The sequence below is a fragment of the Rhizobium sp. 18065 genome (genome assembly GCF_902706095.1).
Classification (GTDB): Bacteria; Pseudomonadota; Alphaproteobacteria; order Rhizobiales; family Rhizobiaceae; genus Allorhizobium.
On record NZ_CACSJP010000002.1, the window covers coordinates 447,871 to 463,982 of the forward strand.

Annotated in this window: 18 protein-coding genes; 10 read left to right on the plus strand and 8 right to left on the minus strand. The window is 59.8% G+C overall.

Annotated features, from left to right (window positions below; translation table 11 throughout):
• Positions 1 to 250 precede the first annotated feature (250 nt).
• Entirely contained in the window at positions 251 to 424 is a 174-nt protein-coding gene (locus GVK95_RS25020) for a hypothetical protein (protein ID WP_200844237.1), read from the plus strand.
• A 145-nt stretch (positions 425 to 569) separates the two neighbouring features.
• On the opposite strand, the gene GVK95_RS07945 is transcribed toward GVK95_RS25020, so the two are convergent.
• The 3 genes from GVK95_RS07945 to GVK95_RS07955 all read right to left on the minus strand — a co-directional run bounded on the left by GVK95_RS07945 (position 570) and on the right by GVK95_RS07955 (position 2,433).
• Positions 570 to 1,454: a 50S ribosomal protein L11 methyltransferase gene (locus tag GVK95_RS07945; RefSeq protein WP_159948300.1), complete on the minus strand. Its 885-nt coding sequence runs from the start codon at positions 1,452 to 1,454 to the stop codon at positions 570 to 572.
• 94 nt (positions 1,455 to 1,548) lie between these two features.
• Complete coding sequence (locus GVK95_RS07950; protein ID WP_159948302.1) at positions 1,549 to 2,148, minus strand: SCO family protein; 600 nt, start codon at positions 2,146 to 2,148, stop codon at positions 1,549 to 1,551.
• Between the two features lie 126 nt (positions 2,149 to 2,274).
• The gene (locus GVK95_RS07955; RefSeq protein WP_159948304.1) at positions 2,275 to 2,433 is read right to left on the minus strand and encodes a hypothetical protein; all 159 of its coding nucleotides are present in this window, start codon (positions 2,431 to 2,433) and stop codon (positions 2,275 to 2,277) included.
• A gap of 135 nt (positions 2,434 to 2,568) precedes the next feature.
• On the opposite strand from GVK95_RS07955, the gene GVK95_RS07960 reads away from it, so the two are divergent.
• The 4 genes from GVK95_RS07960 (at position 2,569) to GVK95_RS07975 (ending at position 6,617) form a co-directional block, all read left to right on the plus strand.
• The gene (locus tag GVK95_RS07960) at positions 2,569 to 3,357 is read left to right on the plus strand and encodes a DUF2189 domain-containing protein (protein ID WP_159948306.1); all 789 of its coding nucleotides are present in this window, start codon (positions 2,569 to 2,571) and stop codon (positions 3,355 to 3,357) included.
• A gap of 215 nt (positions 3,358 to 3,572) precedes the next feature.
• Positions 3,573 to 5,540: a methyl-accepting chemotaxis protein gene (locus tag GVK95_RS07965; protein WP_159948308.1), complete on the plus strand. Its 1,968-nt coding sequence runs from the start codon at positions 3,573 to 3,575 to the stop codon at positions 5,538 to 5,540.
• A 1-nt stretch (position 5,541) separates the two neighbouring features.
• The gene (locus tag GVK95_RS07970) at positions 5,542 to 6,006 is read left to right on the plus strand and encodes a chemotaxis protein CheW (protein WP_007602076.1); all 465 of its coding nucleotides are present in this window, start codon (positions 5,542 to 5,544) and stop codon (positions 6,004 to 6,006) included.
• Between the two features lie 248 nt (positions 6,007 to 6,254).
• Positions 6,255 to 6,617, plus strand: coding sequence for a hypothetical protein (locus GVK95_RS07975; protein WP_159948310.1), 363 nt, complete (start codon positions 6,255 to 6,257; stop codon positions 6,615 to 6,617).
• Positions 6,618 to 6,862: 245 nt separating this feature from the next.
• Here the strand turns inward: GVK95_RS07975 and GVK95_RS07980 are convergent, their stop codons facing one another.
• Together GVK95_RS07980 and GVK95_RS07985 are read right to left on the minus strand one after the other, a co-directional pair.
• Positions 6,863 to 7,360 (minus strand): CreA family protein, encoded by a 498-nt coding sequence (locus GVK95_RS07980; RefSeq protein WP_007602078.1) that lies wholly within the window; start codon positions 7,358 to 7,360, stop codon positions 6,863 to 6,865.
• Between the two features lie 51 nt (positions 7,361 to 7,411).
• On the minus strand, positions 7,412 to 8,017 hold the full coding sequence (locus GVK95_RS07985; RefSeq protein WP_159948312.1) for a 3'-5' exonuclease: 606 nt from the start codon (positions 8,015 to 8,017) through the stop codon (positions 7,412 to 7,414).
• Positions 8,018 to 8,289: 272 nt separating this feature from the next.
• On the opposite strand from GVK95_RS07985, the gene GVK95_RS07990 reads away from it, so the two are divergent.
• From GVK95_RS07990 to GVK95_RS08005, 4 genes are all read left to right on the plus strand, one after another.
• Positions 8,290 to 8,865, plus strand: a complete 576-nt coding sequence (locus tag GVK95_RS07990) for a GNAT family N-acetyltransferase (RefSeq protein ID WP_159948314.1) — start codon at positions 8,290 to 8,292, stop codon at positions 8,863 to 8,865.
• Between the two features lie 199 nt (positions 8,866 to 9,064).
• Positions 9,065 to 11,134 (plus strand): DEAD/DEAH box helicase, encoded by a 2,070-nt coding sequence (locus tag GVK95_RS07995; protein WP_159948316.1) that lies wholly within the window; start codon positions 9,065 to 9,067, stop codon positions 11,132 to 11,134.
• A 113-nt stretch (positions 11,135 to 11,247) separates the two neighbouring features.
• Positions 11,248 to 12,108 carry a TIGR02587 family membrane protein gene (locus GVK95_RS08000; RefSeq protein WP_159948318.1) on the plus strand — a complete coding sequence of 287 codons (861 nt, stop codon included), beginning with the start codon at positions 11,248 to 11,250 and terminating at the stop codon, positions 12,106 to 12,108.
• A gap of 35 nt (positions 12,109 to 12,143) precedes the next feature.
• Positions 12,144 to 12,554: a TIGR02588 family protein gene (locus GVK95_RS08005; protein ID WP_159948320.1), complete on the plus strand. Its 411-nt coding sequence runs from the start codon at positions 12,144 to 12,146 to the stop codon at positions 12,552 to 12,554.
• Between the two features lie 29 nt (positions 12,555 to 12,583).
• Here GVK95_RS08005 and GVK95_RS08010 read toward each other — a convergent pair whose 3' ends face one another.
• Both GVK95_RS08010 and GVK95_RS08015 read right to left on the minus strand, forming a co-directional pair.
• Entirely contained in the window at positions 12,584 to 13,564 is a 981-nt protein-coding gene (locus GVK95_RS08010) for an NAD-dependent epimerase/dehydratase family protein (RefSeq protein ID WP_159948322.1), read from the minus strand.
• An 11-nt stretch (positions 13,565 to 13,575) separates the two neighbouring features.
• The gene (locus tag GVK95_RS08015) at positions 13,576 to 14,787 is read right to left on the minus strand and encodes a glycosyltransferase family 4 protein (RefSeq protein WP_244618686.1); all 1,212 of its coding nucleotides are present in this window, start codon (positions 14,785 to 14,787) and stop codon (positions 13,576 to 13,578) included.
• Positions 14,788 to 15,184: 397 nt separating this feature from the next.
• Between GVK95_RS08015 and GVK95_RS08025 the strand changes: the two genes are divergently transcribed.
• Complete coding sequence (locus GVK95_RS08025) at positions 15,185 to 15,790, plus strand: BRCT domain-containing protein (protein WP_159948328.1); 606 nt, start codon at positions 15,185 to 15,187, stop codon at positions 15,788 to 15,790.
• A 21-nt stretch (positions 15,791 to 15,811) separates the two neighbouring features.
• On the opposite strand, the gene GVK95_RS25435 is transcribed toward GVK95_RS08025, so the two are convergent.
• A complete protein-coding gene (locus GVK95_RS25435; protein ID WP_348532450.1) occupies positions 15,812 to 16,057 on the minus strand; it encodes a BRCT domain-containing protein in 246 nt (81 codons plus the stop codon).
• Between the last annotated feature and the right edge of the window lie 55 nt (positions 16,058 to 16,112).

The following is a 16,112-nucleotide window of genomic DNA, read 5'->3' on the forward strand; positions in this document are numbered from 1 at the left end:
GTTATAACAAGGCACCACACGCCTGCCCATCCGTCGCCAGAGGTCATCCGCAGTTTCTCGATGCAATGTCTCGATGCAATTGAACGCCAGCAATCACCAAGGCGCCTCAAATTCAGGCAAACCTCATGTTGCTATGCAGCAATTGCAGGTCTCCCGTGCCGTTGCCCACCTGACTGAACCTGCGGAATAGATCTATATCTCGCTCATCGAACGACGCGGTGATCGCGTCATACCCGAAAGGAACAGAGATATGGCTAAGTCATTCCTGCGTGTCGCTTTGGACAATTTCGTTGAAGCCCGCCAGCGTCGCGCCAACCTCTATGCAAACGGCGCCCTGCAGACCCTCGATGACCAGACGCTCTCGGCAATGGGCCTGAACCGCGAAGAACTGCGTCGCAAGCCTTCGCTGCGCTCGATCAGCTGAGACCGCCTTTCGGTCACGGACGGCGACAACAATATCCGCTTGAGCCCACCCTCCCAGGGCTCGCGGAATGCGCGGCATGATGCTGCGCCTAAGGCGACCTAGTTATGGGTCGCCTTTTTTTTACGGGCGCGGTCAGCGAAAGACCTCAGCCCTTGCCATGCCGAAGGTGGATCGTCACCCAGCCATTGCGCCAGATGGTCCGCACATGCGACAGGCCAGCACCGCTATAGGCGGCAATCACCTTCCATCGCTGCGCTGCCAGAATTCCCGACAGGATCACCGAGCCACCATCGGCCAGATTGTTGACCAGCTGCGGGGCCATCTTGATCAGCGGCCGCGCCAGGATATTGGCGATGATCAGGTCGAAGGGACCGTAGTCCCCGAAGGCGGTCGAATGGAAACCCGGAGCCGTGCGAAAATCGATGCCCGTGACGATCTTGTTGCGGCGGGCATTTTCCTTCGCGACACGCACGGCAATCGGATCGATATCGGTCGCAAGCACCGGCACCGGCAGAAGCTTGCGAACCGCGATCGCCAGCACGCCGCTGCCCGTGCCCAGATCCAGCGCATTGCGCACCTTGCGTGCCCGCACAACCTCTTCGATGACTTCCAGGCATCCCGCCGTCGTTCCATGATGGCCGGTGCCGAAAGCCTGGCCGGCGTCGATCTCGATCGCCACATCATTGAGCCTGACCTTGTCGCGGTCATGCGATCCATGCACCAGGAAACGCCCGGCGCGCACCGGCGTCAATCCTTCGAGCGACTTGGCAATCCAGTCAATCTCCGGAATGATCTCCCGCTCGATACTGAGGTCGGAAAAGTCTGGAGCAAGCATTTCGGCCAGCCGGTCGCGGATCTCGTCCTCTTCGTCGAACATCAGGTAGATCGAAGTTTCCCAGATGTCTTTTTTCTCGTCGACCTCGGTGGTGGCGATCGCATAGTCCTCCTCCCCGAAACCGAACGTCATCACGTCGAGCACACCGTTGGCACGGGTCTCGGTGGTCGTCACATAGAGGCGGATTTCACTCACGGGCGCACGTCCTGTCGATCTAGACTTGAAGGCGTTGCGGTACAACGCAATCGCCGCCAAGGCAACCGCCCAGCCGGCGACAACGGGCCGGACGTCAGCCCTTCATCAGATTTTCAAGCTTCTTGACGGCAGTGTCCGGGTTTTCGCCATAGGCAATCGTGCCCTTGAAGCGACCATCCGCGTCGAGCAGGAATATCGAAGCGGTGTGGTCCATCGTGTAGTCGCCGTTCGGATCCTTTTCATCCAGCGGCACTTTCTTGGCATAGACCCGGAAGCCCTTGATAACATCCGCAACCTTCGCCGGCTCTCCGGCAATGCCGACCACGCGATCTGTCACGTTCGAGATGTATTGGCCGAGAAGTTCCGGCGTGTCGCGCTCGGGATCCACCGTGACGAAATAGGCCTGCAAGCCCTTGGCATCAGGATCAACCTGCTTCATCCAGCCATTGAGTTCAAACAGGGTCGTGGGGCAGACTTCCGGGCAGTGGGTGAAGCCGAAGAACAGAGCCGTCGGCTTGCCGCGAAACGCCTGTTCGGAGATTGCCTTGCCGTTCTGGTCCACCAGCTCGAAAGGCACACCGAAGGGACCTTCGGCGATCTTGTCGCTCGATTGCGTAATGGTCAACGTCAGCCAACCCAGCAGACCCGCCATGATCAGCACGCCCGCCCATAAAACGACCCGCAAAGTCCGCATCTCAAAAGTCCTCAACAAAAATCGCCACCGATTGAGCCGGATAAGCCGCGCTTCGGTGAAAGGCAATTCAACTCGCCGTCAAATCCGCCTCAAGCGCTGATTTGTCGCAAAATCCATCGAGGAAGATTAGAAACAATAAGACAGGCCGGTCTCGACCAGACTGAGAAAGATCGCAGAACCATAGCGCATCCAGCCGATGAAGATCAGGCACGCGATGAGCACACCGGCCAGCCCGATGGCGGCAAGAGGGAGAAACTTGAGGCGGCGCTCTGCAGTGATCATCATACGAATATAGCGCGTTTGTCGCTCTGATAAAACCGGGGATCGGGCTGGTTCACGGACAAAACTTGACCGAGATCAAGGAAGCCATTTGATTTTTGCTGACACTTTGCGCGCAGGCGGGTGTCTTGGGAGGGACCGATGGAAGAACAGGCGATACACAGTGGTCAGACGCCGAAGTTCCGCGTCAACCGTCTAATGGGATCCGATGTCACCGCTGCATTCCGCGATGGCTGGCGCGATTTCCGCCGCTATCCCGCGATCGGCCTGTTTTTCGGGACAATCTATGCATTGGGCGGCGTCTTCATTGCCGTCGTTCTGGTCCATTATCATCTGCCGTGGATGATTATCCCGGTTGCCATCGGTTTTCCGCTGATCGGACCTTTCGTCGCCGTTGGCCTCTACGACGTCAGCCGGCGCCATCATCGAGGCGAGGACGTCCGATGGTCGGCGGTCCTGACCGAGGTCTTTCGGCAGCGCGAACGCCAGTTGTCGTGGATGGCCTTTGTCGTCCTGTTCATCTTCTGGATCTGGATCTATCAGGTGCGGCTTCTCATGGCCTTGTTCTTGGGCTTCAGGATCCCCGCATCGCTGGACGCCTTTGGCCACCTGCTGGTTTCAACACCACACGGCCTGCTCTTCCTCACGGTCGGCACAATCGTCGGCGCGGTGCTGGCAACCATACTCTTCACGGCGACCGTCATTTCTATGCCGCTTCTGCTCGACTACGACATCGACTTTGTCACGGCTATGCTCACCAGCATGCGCACAGTTCTGGAAAACCCGCTGCCGATGCTCGCTTTCGGGGCGGCCGTCGCCGCGCTTGCGATCCTGGCTCTGGTGCCCGGATTTCTTGGGCTTCTGGTTGTTTTGCCGGTCGCTGGCCACGCGACATGGCATCTTTATCGCAGGGCAATCAGCCGAATTTAGAACACTGGACACCCCGGCTATGCGATCCGCATCTTATATGGACGCTCATTAGCCGCAGGTTAACTAATATTCGCGATTCTTAATGAGCGTTGCGATCCAGGCGGATCGCATACGGACATGACCCGTCCGCCAGGCCGCCAAGTCGCCTCTCCTGGTCTTCGCATGACATGCTTCCGATCGGCATACGCCGGCGGAACACGCGCTCGGGGGGACGGATGCTAAATTTCATTTCAGGACAGAGCTTGTCGGTTCGCCAGCGGCTCATGACACTCGGTGTCGCAGCGGTGGTCGGTATCGGTTCGATGCTCGGCGTCGGCTGGTATCAGAACGCCGGGCTGGACAGTGCCCTCAAGCGCGCAGTTCAGACGAAGGCGGACGTCGAGCGCGTCAACGAGATGCAGCTCGCCAATGCCAATCTGGTTCTTGCGGCAATGGACACCATCATCGACCGCTCGGAAGGTGCCATCCAGCCCGAGCGTATAGCGATCATCGACACAGCGGTGAACCTGCTGGCCGCAGGCTCATCCACGCTCAAATCGATTGCGGCTGAGGCCGGGGCAGCAACCGAGGTCGCAACTTACGATGAGGACCTGAAAGCGGTCGCCAGCGCGATCCAGATCGACTTGAAGCGCCTTGTCGAGAATGGCGCGGCCGAGGAAGACTATGCTGCCATCGACGATGCGATCGACGGCGCCGGCGAGCGACTGGGAAATGTCCTGAGCAAGATTGCCACCCTCGGCGGCAATGAGGTCGAAGAACGGGTTGGCGAAGCCACCGCCCGCAGCCGCAGCGCTCTGTCTGTCCAGCTCACCCTCGGCGGCATCGCCTTCGCCCTGGTCGTACTGCTGCAACTTATCCACGGCAATTCCATCGCCAACGGCATCCGCACAGTCCGGGCGAGCATGCAGCGCATTGTCGACGGCGATTACGATAGCGCCGTCGAAGGCACCGACCGCCAGGACGAAATTGGCGGCATGGCCCGTTCGACCGACATTTTCCGCAGGGCCGCGATTGAAAAACGCGATCTTGAAGCCTCTACCCGTGATACCACCCGACAGAACGAAGCCGACCGAGAAAGCCGCACCGCCGCAATGGAGGCCGATACCAAGGCTCTGAAGCTGGCCGTCGATGCGCTCGGCGGAGGACTGATGCAGCTGTCTGCGGGCGACCTCTGCGCCGAAATCAAGGGCCCCTTCCCGGCTGACCTGGAACGTTTGCGCAATGACTTCAACACGGTCACACTGCACCTTCGCACAGTCATGGGCGAGATTGCCACCAACAGCAGTTCGATTCGCGCCAACGGCCAACAGATGCGCAGTGCCGCCGATGACCTGGCCCGCCGCACTGAACAGCAGGCCGCCTCCCTCGAAGAAACATCGGCCGCACTTTCCGAAATCACAGCAACCGTCCAGAGCGCGACCCATCGCGCAGAGGAAGCAAGCCATATGGTCGATGACGCCAGGGACTTCACCGAGAAGTCCGGCCTGGTGGTCAATGACGCGATGGCCGCGATGGAACGCATCGAGGATGCAACGGGCGAGATCGGAAAAATCATCAACGTCATCGATGAAATTGCGTTCCAGACCAATCTGTTAGCTTTGAACGCAGGGGTTGAAGCCGCTCGTGCAGGGGATGCAGGCAAGGGCTTCGCAGTGGTTGCGCAGGAAGTTCGGGCATTGGCTGGCCGTGCTGCCGAAGCCGCCCGCGACATCAAGTCCCTGGTCGGCCGCTCCTCGGTAGAAGTCAAAACAGGCGTCGAATTGGTAACGGCAACCGGCGAAGCGCTGCATCGCATCGGCGAAGACGTTCTCAGAATTAATGAGCACGTTAAGGCAATCGTTACCAGCGCGCGTGAACAATCAGTTGGACTGAGTGAAATCAATTCTGCCGTGGGCCAGATGGATCAGGTCACCCAGCAGAATGCAGCCATGGTCGAGCAGACCAATGCTGCAAGCCATACCCTGGCGGGCGACGCGGAAAACCTGTCGCGCCTCGTTGGACAATTTCAGGTGGGAGACGACCAGCCGGTCGCCGCTTACCGACCGGAGCCGGCCAAGGTCGCCTCCAAACCGAGACCATCTCCTGCAAAAGCCTTGATCGAAAGGGTTGCAGGAACATTCAACCGAACGACTCCGGCGTCGTCAAGCAACGCCGCAGTAGCAGAGCACTGGGAAGAGTTCTAACATGTCTAACGCAATCAAGCAGTCTGGCGCTTATCTGGAAATCGTATCCTTCCATCTGGCCGAGCAGGAATTCTGCATCGACATCATGGCCATCCGCGAAATCCGCGGCTGGGCACCGGTGACGCCGATGCCGCATACTCCGCCTTACGTTCTCGGCCTGATCAACCTTCGCGGCGCCGTGATCCCGGTTATCGACATGGCCTGCCGTCTCGGCATGAACATGACCGAGCCGTCCGAACGCGCGGCGATCATCGTCACCGATATCGCCGGCAAGCTGGTCGGCCTTCTGGTCGAACAGGTTTCCGACATGATGACCATTCGTGGCGAAGACCTTCAGCCGGCTCCGGAAATCATCCCGGAAGAGCAGCGCGCATTCTGCCGCGGTATCGTGGCGCTGGAAAAGTCGATGGTCTGCTTCCTCAATCTCGACACGGTCATCGCCGACGAGCTTGCCCAGGCCGCATAATCAGAGCCTCTCTTCCCAGGGACAAGGCCCCGCTACGGCGGGGCCGACCCCGTCCAAACGGTGATGACGCAATCGGCGCAAGCAGGTTGCGATTTTTTGCGTTGACAGACACCGTATGCGCGAAGCCGCTTTGTGCCGTTTCCGAAATACATGGATTTTTATCGGAACCTGTCGATCTCCGGAGAGTTCTACAATCACTTCCAAAAGAAAAAACGGAAGTTTCTGCAAGGAAACCAAGGAGAAAGATCATGAATTCTGCATTTAGGATCGCACTCGCGGGTGCCATGGCTGCCGCTTCGCTTTCTGGTGTGGCGCTGGCGCAGACGGCCACACAGCCAATGGTCGACACCACGACGACGACCAGTTCGACGGCAATGGATGACAATGTATCCGTTGTGATGATGAGCAGCCTGGAAGGCGAGAACAACAGCGCAAAGTTTGCTGAAATCGAAGCGCTGTCCAAGAGCGAAACAGCGCTTGCCGAAACACGCAGCATGATCGAAGGCGATGCCAATCTCGCCGCTGCACTGACGGCAAAGAACGTTCAGTTGGAAAACGTGGTTCACATCGAAACCGCGGCCAATGGCGGCAAGGTCGTCTACGTAAAGTAATTGTCGGACATCGAAGTCATAAGCGCCCTGGAGCCGAAAGGCTTCAGGGCGCTGTCCGTTTGACACAGGCCCGGTGAACAGATCCTTGCCCAGCCTTGGACACGACCGGACCACTTTGGACGACGATATTGGGGATCACGCCGCCCGGTCCAGCCCGTCATGTACGTGGCAAAGTGCACCTCAAAGCAAAAGTGACCTTCGTCACAGCGGCAAGAATCCGCGCCGATGCACCCTAAAACGGTCGATCAGTTTGGCTTGCCCTTGGTCCATGTGACCGGCTGATTGAACAGGGGCACAGTCGAGATCGCCATCTTTGCCGAGCCGTCGACAACTTGGCGCGAATGAATGAGATAGATCAGCGTGTCATTCTGCTTGTCATAGATCCGGTTGACCACCAGCGACTTCCAGATGATCGACAGGCCCTCGCGAAATACTTCCTCACCCTCCTTCGACAAATCGATATCACCGATCTCGATCGGGCCGGTCTGCCGGCAGGCGATGGAATTGTTGGAGGGATCTTCGAACCAGTTGCCCTTCGACAGACGATCGATGATCGAACGGTCGAAATAGGTGACATGGCAGGTCACGCCCTTGACGCCGGGATCGCTGACCGCCTCGACGATGATGTCATTGCCCACCCAGTCGACCCCGACTTCGCCGACCACTTCCGCGCTGGCCGCAACGGGCAACAGCGCCAGCGCTGCGGCACCGGCGAGGTTTCGAATGGTCTTTGCAATTGTCATCGAGCTATCTCCACTATCATCTCTGCAGAGACTTAAGGCAGATCCGCTCCGTTACAAGGCGCGTGCCGAAACCTTGCGCACCGAACAGGCCTGATAGCCCGTTGCATGCAGGCGTCCGGGCGTCAGTCCGATCATCGCGGCCAGATCGAGGATCCGTGCGGCACCCTTCTGCTCGGCCATGACGATGGACGCCTGGGCGCAGACCACAGCGTCTTCCGCGGCGTTGTGGTGGACAAATCGCATGCCCAGATGCTCGGCCAGAATATTCAGCTTGTGCGACGGCAGATGCGGCCAGACGCGTTGCGCCATCTTCACGCTGCACAGGTAGGAGAAAGTCGGATACGCCATGCGATAACCGTCAAGCGATGCCCGCCAGACAGAAAAATCAAACGCTGCATTGTGTGCGATCATCGTCGCCCCGGCAAAATCCCCGGCAAACTCGTCCATCACCTCGGGAAACTCACCGGCATCTTCGACATGTTCGGGCCGAATTCCATGGATCGCAACATTGAACGGCGAGAACCGCATGCTCCTCGGCCTGATCAGACGCTCTTCCACCCGCACGATCCGGCCATCCTCGATCCAGGCAAGCCCGACAGAGCAGGCACTGCCGCGTTCCTCGTTGGCGGTCTCGAAATCGATGGCGATGGTTTTCAACGGATGCGACCCTTCTCATTGGCAACTCGTCTTGTCATAGCCAACGCCACCAATGACGCAATCCCGGATTGACGAAGACCCGCCGACAACGCACAGTCACCGCATGATCGTCAACCGCTCGACCCATCTCGTGATGATGCACACCACCGTTCCTACGGGGAACGTGGATGCCTCGTTGCGCGGCTAGCCGGCGTATCGATCACCCCACGAACCCTGCCGGATGAGCAGGGTTCGAAAAGTCCCTGCTCCCGCAAAATTGAAGGAGAGCAGAGATGCAGCAAGCGCCGCCTTTCGAACCGATAGCAGGCCGGATCACGCCGGCCGACAAAAGCCCTGTCGCGAGTGATGCCCGATGGCCGGTCGATCTCGCGATTCGGGCGCAATCGCCTGACGATGCAAACGCAATTGCCGAACTGCAGAGCATGCCCGGCGTCCGCGCCGGAACACTGCGCCCGCCGTATCCGCGCATAGAAGACATACGCAGGCATATCGAGAACCAGCCTGCCAACACCGTGGCACTGGTTGCGCTCCTGGAAGGACGGCTCGTCGGCAATGCCGGTTTGACACGCCTGCCCGGTCGCCGGAGCCATGTCGGCGAGATCGGCATGGCCGTTCACGATGCCTATCAGGGCCGCGGCATCGGCCGGGCTCTGCTTGGCGAGCTCATTGCCAATGCCTTCGACTGGATGGACATCAGACGGCTCGAACTGACTGTCTTCACCGATAATGTCCCGGCGATTGCTCTCTATGAGAGCTTCGGCTTCGTGCGTGAGGGTACCCACCGCGCTTATGCGTTGCGAGCCGGCAGATATGTCGATGCTTACGCCATGGCCAGGATAAAAACCTGACCCAGCACCGGGCCGATGACCCCGGACGCAGCAGGCGGGGCAGCGTTTTGCTGGCCCCGCCTTCACCATATGCGGCCTTTTGTCCCCAACCCCCTATACTTTCCGGGCCGAGACGAGTAGGAACGGCGCCAACATACCCGCAATCGGCGGGCGCGGTGCTTTGGCCCGCAAGAGACACCAATTTCGAAAGTTGACCCCGATGACTGATTTTGACGGCATCGTCCCGGCGATCGCCGAGGCATTGCGCCAACGTGGCTATGACACGCTGACCCCCGTACAGCAGGCCATGATCGACCCCGATCTCGAAAGCTCGGATGCGCTGGTCTCCGCCCAGACAGGTTCCGGCAAGACGGTTGCCTTCGGCCTCGCGCTCGCTCCGACATTGCTCGGCACCGAGAACCGCTTCGGTCGCGCGGCAGCCCCTCTGGCGCTGTGCATTGCTCCGACACGCGAACTGGCTATGCAGGTCATGCGCGAGCTGGAATGGCTCTATGAAAAGACCGGCGCCGTGATCGCATCCTGCGTCGGCGGCATGGATGTGCGCAACGAGCGCCGTGCGCTGGAACGTGGCGCCCATATCGTCGTTGGTACGCCGGGCCGTCTGCGCGACCATATCACCCGCCGCGCCCTGGATCTGTCCGAGCTTCGTGCCGTCGTTCTCGACGAAGCCGATGAAATGCTCGACCTCGGTTTCCGCGAAGACCTCGAATTCATCCTCGAAGCCTCGCCGGATGAACGCCGCACCCTGATGTTCTCGGCAACGGTTCCGCGCTCGATCGCGGATCTTGCCAAGAATTTCCAGCGCAATGCCAAGCGTATCGAGACGGTGTCTGAAAAGAAGCAGCACGTCGACATCGAATACCGCGCGCTGACGGTCGCCAATCCCGACCGCGAGAACGCCATCATCAACGTGCTGCGTTTCTACGAGGCACGCAACACCATAGTGTTCTGCTCGACCCGCGCCGCCGTCAATCATCTGACAGCCCGCCTGCACAATCGCGGCTTCTCCGTCGTGGCCCTGTCTGGCGAACTGTCGCAGAACGAGCGTACGCACGCCCTTCAGGCCATGCGTGATGGCCGTGCCCGCGTCTGCATAGCGACCGACGTCGCGGCCCGTGGTATCGACCTGCCCGGCCTCGAACTCGTCATCCATGCCGACCTGCCGAACAATTCGGACACCCTGCTGCACCGTTCGGGCCGGACCGGCCGCGCCGGCAACAAGGGTGTTTCGGCCCTGATCGTGCCGGTCAGTGCCCGCCGCAAGGCCGAGCGCCTGCTCGCTGGCGCCAGCGTCCAGCCGAACTGGGTCCTGCCGCCGTCTGCCGACGAAGTCCTGGCCCGCGACGACGAGCGCCTGCTTGCCGATCCGGCTCTGGCACAGACGATCAACGAGGATGAAGCCCCTTTCATCGCCACGCTTCTGGCCCAGCATGGTGCCGAACAGGTTGCGGCGGCCTTCCTGCGTCTGCAGCGCGGCAATCGCTCGGCTCCGGAAGATCTCATCCCCGTCGCCCTTCAGGCCGAACGCAAGCGCCGCGAAGGCGAAACTTTCGAGCAGCGCCCGACCGAACTGCGTCCGCGCAGCGAATTCGGCCCGAGTGTCTGGTTCTCGCTGTCGGTCGGCCGTCGCCAGAGCGCCGAGCCGCGTTGGCTGATCCCGATGATCTGCCGCAACGGCAACATCACCAAAAACGAAATCGGCGCGATCAAGATGCAGCCGGAAGAGACTTTCGTTGAAATTGCCAAGAGCAATCTCGAGCAGTTCCTCACGGCGCTCGGCCCCAACAAGGCACTCGAGCGCGGCATCACCGTGACCCAGCTGCCTGGCGTGCCGGACTTCTCCGCACCGCCGAAGGAACGCGCAAGCCGTCCGCCACGCGAAGAAGGCGAACGCCAGTCCTATGGCGACAAGAAGCCTTTCGCGGACAAGAAGCCCTATGGCGACAAAAAGCCCTACAGTGACAAGAAGCCGTATGCTGCAAAGGGCGAAACCGCCGAACGCAAGCCTTACAAGGACGACATGGCGCGCGCCGACGCCGACGTCTGGGGCGATGCACCTGCGCGGCCCAAGCGTGACGATTCGACCGGGGCCAAGCCCGATTTCAAGAAGAAGCCGAAAAGCGCATCCAACGCCTGGGACAAGCCGGCCAAGTCCGACTGGGCCGGCAAGCCGAAGGGTGACAAGCCCGCCTATGCCGGCAAGCCGAAGTTCGACGATCGCGGCCCGTCGGCCGGTCCGAAGAAGAAGACCTTCAAGCCCAAGGTTTGAGTGATTGATGGGGCAGTATCTGCCCCATCCCGCCTCTCCGAGGCACGGGCTCCATCACTGATGGAACAAGCCCCGCCCCTGCGCATTGAGTGCGCGAAGGGGAACAATTGCCCATGGCCGCCGACAGCGCTCGACACGAGACGTCCACCGATATCCACGAATTCCTGACCGGCCTCGCCCGTGGCTTGGCAGGCGCCCTGCTGTTTGCGCTGCCGATGCTGATGACCATGGAGATGTGGAGTCTCGGTTTCTATATGGAGCGCGTGCGCCTGCTCCTGCTGTTGATCCTCAACATCCCCTTGCTTGTCTTTCTCTCGCACCGGATCGGCTTCGAGCACACCAATTGCTGGAGCAGCACCATCCGCGATGCGCTGGTTGCCTTCGGCATGGGCATCGCGGCAAGCGCTGCCCTCCTGCTGGTCCTGGGCGTCATCACCACAGACATGCCGCCACGGCAATGGGTCGGAATGGTGGCGATACAGGCAGTTCCGGCGAGTATCGGCGCCCTGCTCGCACGAAGCCAGCTCGGCAAGGGTGCCGATGACGAAGACGAAGACGAGACCGACAAGTCACCTGGAGACAGCAGCTACATCGTTGAGCTCTCCATGATGGCAGTCGGCGCGTTGTTCCTGTCGCTCAATCTGGCGCCCACGGAAGAGATGATCCTTCTCGCATACAAGATGACGCCCTGGCATACGCTTGCCCTGCTCGCCATCTCCATCGGCATGATGCACGGTTTCGTCTATGCCCTGGCGTTTCGCGGTGGCCACCGGCTTGAGAGCGGCGTACCCGGCTGGCATGCCTTCATCCGCTTCACTCTGCCAGGTTATCTCGTGGCACTGGCCGTCAGCCTGTTTACGCTATGGACCTTTGAGCGGCTTGACGACACCGGCATGACACAGGTTGTTCTGATCGTCATCGTCCTGGGCTTTCCGGCAGCCATCGGTGCGGCTGCCGCGCGGCTCATTTTGTAGAAAGAGCGCCAATGACCAGGTTGGAGAGCAAAAAGGTGGCGAAAGCAGCCAAGACTCCCAATACCGAGCGATTGAAACCACACTGGATAGAATGGCTGACCGGTGCTGTCTCTTCACTCCTCATCCTCGCCATCATCGGCTGGATCAGCTATGAGGCGGTCAACAGCACCGACACCCCTGCCGAATTGCGCGTCGACATTGTCGCGATCGAAAAGACGAGTGCGGGTTGGCGGGTGCTGTTCGACCTGAGCAACAGCGGTGAAACCACCGCAGCATCCGTCGAGGTGCGCGGCACCGTGGCCGATCGCGGTCGTCTCATCGAGGAGGCTGCCGTCACCTTCGACTATGTCGCGGCACGCTCCTTGGCCCATGGCGCATTGATCTTCAGCCAGGACCCGAACAACCACGATTTCAACATCCGTGCGGTTGGTTTCACCGAGCCCTGATACTGTTCCGTTTCCCGTATGATTGAAAATCAGGCGGCACGTCCAGCCTTGAAGCGCAACCGGTCGAGCATGAGGGCAATACCGTCCGCGAGACTGACCTGAGGCATCAATCCATACCCTTCCTGCATCCCCGTATCGCCGCAGCGATAGAACACACCTTCCGGTTTGTCGGACAGGCCGGAGACCTTCGGCTCCCAGCCGATTTGCCGCGCAACGTCTTCTGCAAGGGTGATGAAAGAGGTTGCGATACCGGTCGAAAGGTTGAGGCTCGCTCCCGCTGGCAACCGGTCCACCGTGCGCCAGACGAAATCCACACAATCGGAAATATGGATGAAATCCCGGCATTGCCGTCCAGATCCCCAGACGAACACCTCGTCCCTGCCCATCTCGGCCATCAGGCGCTGGCAGATCGCCGGAAAGGGATAGGCCAGATCCTGATCCTCGCCGTAACCGCTGAACGGCCGATAGGCAATGGCGCGTCCGCCGTAACGCTCGACATAGAGCTTCATCAGGAACTCGCCGGTCAGCTTCGCCCAGCCATAGCTGAGGTCGGGAACACCGAGCCCATCCTCGAACGAGATCATGTCCTCGCGCAGCCGTCTGTGACCATGGGGTCTCTGGAGCCCGATCGAATAGGCCGCGCTCGAACTGAAGAAAACGACGCAGCCCGGGCGGGTGGCGGCCGCCCATTTCCACATCAATGCGTCGACCGCGAGGTCCTCGGCCACGCAAAGCGCCTGCGTCTCCATCATGACCCGCCCCCCGACGACCGCGGCCAGGTGGTAGACATAGTCGAAACGTTCGTCGGTCCGGGCAAAATAGTCGCGGCAATCGGACGACACGAAGGTGAACCGACCTTTCGGTGGAACCGGCCAATGCTCGGGAGGAAGGCCTCCGGTTCCATCGACAAGACCGTCGACGCAGACGACATCGATCCCCTCGGACAGAAGCCGCGCGCACAGATGACGTCCGACAAACCCGGCCCCCCCGGTCACCAAAGCCCTGGTCATGACGTCCCTCCTCAGTGCACGGACAAACTGGAATTGCCCCTGTAGATATCGACGATCCGCTGGCGCCATTCGTCGTTCGACGGCGCAATGCGCTTGCCGTATTCGTAAGCGCCCTCACTGAGGTTGCGCACGAGCGCGTCATTGTCCATCAGCGCGATCTTCTCGGCCAGCGAAGCGGCATTGCCGCTCTCGAACACGAGCCCCGCTCCATTGCGGGAGACTTCCTCGGCGATCAGCGCGTTGCTGCTTGCGATCACCGGAATGCCGCTCATCACCGCTTCGGCCGCCACCAGGCCGTAGGGCTCTGGCATACGCGAAGGCATGATGAAGAAGCGGGCCTCGGCCGCCATCCGGTTGACTTCGCTGTCCTCCAGCCAGCCGGGCACGTAACAGTGCGGCAAGGCCGCCTGCATTTCCTGAAGCAAGGGTCCGCGCCCGATCAGAGTCGCCGTCCGGCCGGTGCTGTTCAGCGCTTCGGCCAGCGTTCGCACGCCCTTTTCCCAGGTCATGCGGCCAAGAAAAAGCGCGCGGCTATTCTCCCAGGCCCGGACCGGTCCGGCAGTCAGGGGTTTGCAAGGCGTCCTCAGCGTCTGGAAATGCTGCAAGGCCCCGCCGGTCAGGTGAAGCTCCATATTCTCATGCGCCAGAATGACCTCGACCCGCCCCCAGAAGTCCTTGCCGGCCGACGTCTGGGTCAGCATGCGGCTCACACGCCAGAGCTTGTGCAGATAGTTCCGCTTGTCACAATTGCTGGAAAGGCAGCCGAACGACATCGGCTGCTGTTCACAGACCTCGCCGGTGTTGAAATTCAAGTAGCCGCCGTTCGGACAGCTCAGGAAGAAATCATGGGCCGTGATGATGACCCGAGCGCCATGTTTGGCCAGTGCGTGAAAGATCGATGGCGACAGGATCTGCGACCAGCCATGCACATGCACGACGGTCTTTTCCGTGCTGGCCCCCAGGATCCGGTCAAGCACCGCATAGGCCTGGCGATTGAAATTTCGGTCGATCACGTCACGCAGGTGCAACCCGTCGCGCAAGGGCTTTTCGCCAAGTGCCTCGACCGTTGCCGCAGGAAAATTCCGCCGCACGCCTTCACCGTCGTCACCAACCAACACCGTGCAATCCAGACCGGCAGACAGACCTGCCTCGACGCATTGCATCGCCACCTTGGTGGCACCGCCCAGGACAACAGAAACGTCGTTGATCAGAATAAGCCGCATGACCCGCCGTGATGCAATCGAGGATAGAGCAAACGAGAAAGCACGGCGCAACCTACCGCAGAGTGCCAATTAACTCGTTCTCAGGCCTGATTGACCGCTATTTCAGGGGGTAATTCAACTTATCCTTTTTCACTAGACGAAGAGGTATTTTGCCCCGTCGGATTTGTTCCCTCGCCGCTGGGCAAGTAGCACTCAGCCGCCGATCAGTTCCAGCCATTCGTCTTCGGTCATCACTGCAACGCCCAGCTCCCGGGCCTTGTCGAGCTTGGATCCCGCGCCAGGACCGGCCACGACACTCACTGCTTGGCTCGCTCTTGGGTGATGCTCCAAAGCATGATTGAAATCAGTCGCCTTAGAAGTGTATCTTCTCAAGAAGGCCACAGCCAGGGGGTGAAGGATGGACGAGACAATATTGGCAAAAATGAACGGAGACCGAATTGCCAGTCGGCAGATCGACGAACTTATCGGGCTAGCCAGAGGATTAATCGCCGATGGTATCGTCAATAAACAGGAAGTCGAGTTTTTGCAGAAATGGCTGGTCGCCAACGGGTCTGTCACTGACGAACCATTGATTCGGACTTTGTACCAACGCGTCACAGAGATACTGGCGGATGGATCAGTTGACCAACAAGAAATGACCGAGTTGCTCGACACTTTGGGCCGATTTGCTGATCGTGATTTCGAACTCGGCGAAACACTCAAATCATCATCGCTGCCTGTGTGCTCACCAGCGCCGGATTTGGCTTTTCCCGGCAAAACTTACTGCTTCACGGGCACCTTCAACTTTGGCCAGCGGAAACACTGTGAAGCGGCCATGCTAGAACGAGGGGCTATCGTCGGCGGACTGTCCAAGAAGACGAATTTCCTGGTGATCGGCCTCTACGCAACCGAATCTTGGAAGCATTCCTCTTTCGGGAATAAAATACTGCAAGCATGCGAATGGCGTGACCAAGGCCACCCAATGTCGATTGTTTCCGAAGAGCATTGGGTAAGGCACCTATGACGAAGTGCCGGGCTCGTAATTTTACGATTGCTTGATTAGCGCCAGCCACTCCTCTTCGGAAAGCACATTTACTGAGTGCTTCTTTGCATCATCCAATTTGCTTCCCGCACCGGGGCCCGCAATGACCAGATCCGTCTTCGCTGACACGGAACCCGAGACCCTCGCACCAAGCCGCTCTGCGGTTGCCTTCGCCTCGCTGCGAGTCATCTTTTCGAGATTGCCGGTGAATACGACTGTCTTGCCGGTTAGTTCGCTGCTTTCCGCCATCACCAACTCGACAAAGACATCAAGGTGAGACAGAAGATCTGCCACTGCTTCACGG

Coding starts and splice junctions, on each gene's coding strand:
- GVK95_RS08025 (WP_159948328.1), top strand. CDS start 15,185: ATGGACGAGACAATATTGGCAAAAATGAACGGAGACCGAATTGCCAGT.
- GVK95_RS07990 (WP_159948314.1), top strand. CDS start 8,290: ATGCAGCAAGCGCCGCCTTTCGAACCGATAGCAGGCCGGATCACGCCG.
- GVK95_RS08010 (WP_159948322.1), bottom strand. CDS start 13,564: ATGACCAGGGCTTTGGTGACCGGGGGGGCCGGGTTTGTCGGACGTCAT.
- GVK95_RS07980 (WP_007602078.1), bottom strand. CDS start 7,360: ATGACAATTGCAAAGACCATTCGAAACCTCGCCGGTGCCGCAGCGCTG.
- GVK95_RS07960 (WP_159948306.1), top strand. CDS start 2,569: ATGGAAGAACAGGCGATACACAGTGGTCAGACGCCGAAGTTCCGCGTC.
- GVK95_RS07965 (WP_159948308.1), top strand. CDS start 3,573: ATGCTAAATTTCATTTCAGGACAGAGCTTGTCGGTTCGCCAGCGGCTC.
- GVK95_RS07995 (WP_159948316.1), top strand. CDS start 9,065: ATGACTGATTTTGACGGCATCGTCCCGGCGATCGCCGAGGCATTGCGC.
- GVK95_RS07955 (WP_159948304.1), bottom strand. CDS start 2,433: ATGATGATCACTGCAGAGCGCCGCCTCAAGTTTCTCCCTCTTGCCGCC.
- GVK95_RS07975 (WP_159948310.1), top strand. CDS start 6,255: ATGAATTCTGCATTTAGGATCGCACTCGCGGGTGCCATGGCTGCCGCT.
- GVK95_RS25020 (WP_200844237.1), top strand. CDS start 251: ATGGCTAAGTCATTCCTGCGTGTCGCTTTGGACAATTTCGTTGAAGCC.
- GVK95_RS07950 (WP_159948302.1), bottom strand. CDS start 2,148: ATGCGGACTTTGCGGGTCGTTTTATGGGCGGGCGTGCTGATCATGGCG.
- GVK95_RS08015 (WP_244618686.1), bottom strand. CDS start 14,787: ATGCGGCTTATTCTGATCAACGACGTTTCTGTTGTCCTGGGCGGTGCC.
- GVK95_RS08000 (WP_159948318.1), top strand. CDS start 11,248: ATGGCCGCCGACAGCGCTCGACACGAGACGTCCACCGATATCCACGAA.
- GVK95_RS25435 (WP_348532450.1), bottom strand. CDS start 16,057: ATGGCGGAAAGCAGCGAACTAACCGGCAAGACAGTCGTATTCACCGGC.
- GVK95_RS07970 (WP_007602076.1), top strand. CDS start 5,542: ATGTCTAACGCAATCAAGCAGTCTGGCGCTTATCTGGAAATCGTATCC.